Here is a 2,997-nt window from a genome sequence, read left to right as displayed (position 1 = left end):
GGGCACCTCCACATGGGTCGGCGCCTCCGCGTCGAGGCGGTGACGCATGTCCCACGGGAGGAGTGCGTTGAGGGCGCGGCCGGAGATCCTGGCCGCGTGAAGGGTTCGAGGGCGCTGGTCGCCGCCTCCGACCAGAGGCGATGGCAGATGCCCGGCTCGGTCCGCCCCGCGCGGCCGCGCCGCTGGTCCACCGAGGCGCGGGAGGCGCGGGCGGTGACGAGGCGGGTCAGGCCGATGCCGGGCTCGTAGACCGGCACGCGGGACAGGCCGGAATCGACCACGATCCGGACGCCCTCGATGGTGAGCGAGGTCTCGGCGATGCTGGTCGCCAGCACGACCTTCCGGGTTCCGGGCGGGGCGGGCGCCACGGCGCGGTCCTGCTCGGCCGGGGGGAGGGCGCCGTAGAGCGGCGCGATCTCGATGTTCTCGTCGATCCGTTCGGCGAGAAGGCTCGCCACGCGGCGGATCTCGCCCTGTCCGGGAAGGAAGGCGAGGACGGAGCCGGGATCGGCCCGCAGGGCGCGCAGGATGGCGTCGGCCATCGCATCCTCGATCCGCCGGTTGGGATCGCGCTCAGTGTGGCGTGTCTCGACCGGATAGGCCCGGCCTTCGGATTCGACGATCCGCGCGTCGCCCATCAGGCGTGAGACCCGCGCACCGTCCAGGGTGGCGGACATGACGAGGATGCGCAGGTCGTCGCGCAGGCCGGACTGCGCGTCGAGGGCGAGGGCGAGCCCGAGATCGGCGTCGAGGGAGCGCTCGTGGAACTCGTCGAAGATCACCGCGCCGATGCCCGACAGTTCCGGATCGTCCAGGATCATGCGGGTGAAGACCCCCTCCGTGACGACCTCGATCCGCGTCGCCCGCGAGATCTTCGAGCCGAGGCGGACGCGCAGCCCCACGGTCTCGCCCACGCGCTGACCGAGGGTGGCGGCCATGCGCTCGGCCGCGCCGCGGGCAGCCAGGCGCCGTGGTTCGAGGAGGATGATCCGGCCGGCAGCGCCGAGCCACGGCGCGTCGAGAAGGGCCAGCGGGACACGGGTGGTCTTGCCGGCTCCGGGGGGCGCCACGAGCACCGCCGATGGGCCGGCGTCGAGGGCCGCGAGAAGGCCCGGCAGGGCCGCATCGATCGGCAGGGCAGCGGAGGGGGAGGGGTTTGTCGCCATCGCGGATGTGGTGGTGCGGGCAAGCGGGAGGATGCGCAACCCCGTTTCGCCGTGACGGCGCGGATCACGTGCGCGATGCGAAAATCATCCCATGATCCTCATGCGTTCGGCGGCTTTTCGCTGCGTAATCGTGCATCGAAAAGAATGGGAACGGAGTCCGGGCAAACGACTTGTTGCCTCGACGCGCGCGGCGCGATCCGAACGGATGGACTACTCGATGACCAAGATTGCACTTGCCCTGGCGGCAGGAACCTTTTTCAGCGCCCTCGGCCTCGGCGCCGCTTCCGCCGCCCCGGCCATGCCGGCCGCTCCCGTGATCGCCGGCGATACGCTCGCCACCGAGGTCGTCAGCCGCGGTCATCACCCGGGCTACGCCAGCCATCGCGGCATGCGCCATCGCCACCACCATCATCGTCATGGCATGCGCCATCGCCGCGCCCCCGCCGCCTACAGCCACGGCGATCCGAACTCCCGCAACCCGCAGCAGCCGGGCTACATGCAGCGCAAGGGCACCACGTCGGGCGGCCCGGCCTACTAAGCCGTTCTTCAGCTTCATCGTCGGAAGGGCCGGTGCGGAGACGCATCGGCCTTTTTTCGTGGGATCACGGTTCTCCCCAGATGATGCTGGCAGGGGCGCTGATCCGGTCCGGCGGCCTCTGCTATGATGGCGCATGTCCCAACGCGCCGCCCGCTCCAGCCCGAAGACCAGCGTCCCGGCCGAGGAGACAGTGAGCGCCTCGCCCCTCGACATCGCCGGCGCGACGCCGATGATGGCGCAGTACATCGAGATCAAGGCGGCCAACACGGATTGCCTCCTGTTCTACCGGATGGGGGATTTCTACGAACTGTTCTTCGAGGATGCGGAGATCGCGTCCCGTGCCCTCGGAATCGTCCTGACCAAGCGCGGCAAGCATGGCGGGGCGGATATCCCCATGTGCGGCGTGCCGGTGGAGCGCTCCGACGATTACCTCAGCCGCCTCATCGCCCTCGGCCATCGCGTCGCGGTCTGCGCCCAGACCGAGGACCCGGCGGAGGCCAAGAAGCGGGGACCGAAATCCGTGGTGCGCCGCGAGGTCGTCCGCCTCGTCACCCCCGGCACGATCACCGAGGACCGTCTCCTCGATCCGTCGCGCGCCAGCGTCCTCCTCGCTCTCGGCCGCCGCAAGTTCTCGGAATCCGGCTACGCCTACGGCATCGCCGCCGTCGACATCTCCACCGGCCGGTTCTCGCTCAGCGAAGTTCCCGAAGGCGAGCTGGGTGCTGCCATCGCACGGCACGATCCGCGCGAGATCGTGCTTTCCGAGGCGATCCATTCCGACCCGTCGCTCGCCGGCCTCTGGCGCGAGGTGAAGGCCCCGGTCACGCCCCTGGCGCAGGCGGAGCTCGAACCGGCCTCGGCTGAACGGCGGATCAAGGAACAGTTCGGCGTCTCGACCCTCGACGGGTTCGGGCAGTTCGGGCGGGCCGAACTCGCCGCCGCCGGAGCGGCCCTGCTCTATATCGAGCGCACGCAGATCGGCGCCCGGCCCGCTCTGTCGCCGCCGACCCGGGAGACGAGCGGGGCGACGCTGGCCATCGACGCGGCGACCCGCGCCAATCTCGAACTCACCCGGACCCTCTCGGGCGAGCGCACCGGCAGCCTGCTCGACGCCATCGACCGCACCGTGTCGGCCATCGGCGCGCGGCTGCTGGCCGAGCATCTGGCCGGCCCTCTCACCGACCTGTCGGCGATCACGCGCCGCCACGAAGCGGTGTCGTTCCTGGTGGAGGATGGCGCCCTTCGCCGGAGCCTGCGCGACGCCTTGGCGCGGGCGCCCGACATCGCCCGCGC

Annotated in this window: 2 protein-coding genes and 1 pseudogene; 2 read left to right on the top strand and 1 reads right to left on the bottom strand. The window is 71.0% G+C overall.

What is annotated here, in order from left to right:
* On the bottom strand, positions 1-1,166 hold a 1,166-nt coding region (locus FV220_RS24570; protein ID WP_246689538.1), incomplete at its 3' end, for a helicase-related protein.
* A 217-nt stretch (positions 1,167-1,383) separates the two neighbouring features.
* On the opposite strand from FV220_RS24570, the gene FV220_RS24565 reads away from it, so the two are divergent.
* Together FV220_RS24565 and FV220_RS24560 are read left to right on the top strand one after the other, a co-directional pair.
* Complete coding sequence (locus tag FV220_RS24565) at positions 1,384-1,704, top strand: hypothetical protein (protein WP_238253855.1); 321 nt, start codon at positions 1,384-1,386, stop codon at positions 1,702-1,704.
* A gap of 133 nt (positions 1,705-1,837) precedes the next feature.
* Positions 1,838-2,997, top strand: a pseudogene (locus FV220_RS24560) (DNA mismatch repair protein MutS); the annotation flags it as partial.

The organism is Methylobacterium sp. WL19, from assembly GCF_008040005.1.
Classification (GTDB): Bacteria; Pseudomonadota; Alphaproteobacteria; order Rhizobiales; family Beijerinckiaceae; genus Methylobacterium; species Methylobacterium bullatum.
Note: the sequence above shows the minus strand (reverse complement) of the source record. Positions and strands in the feature narration are given on the sequence as shown.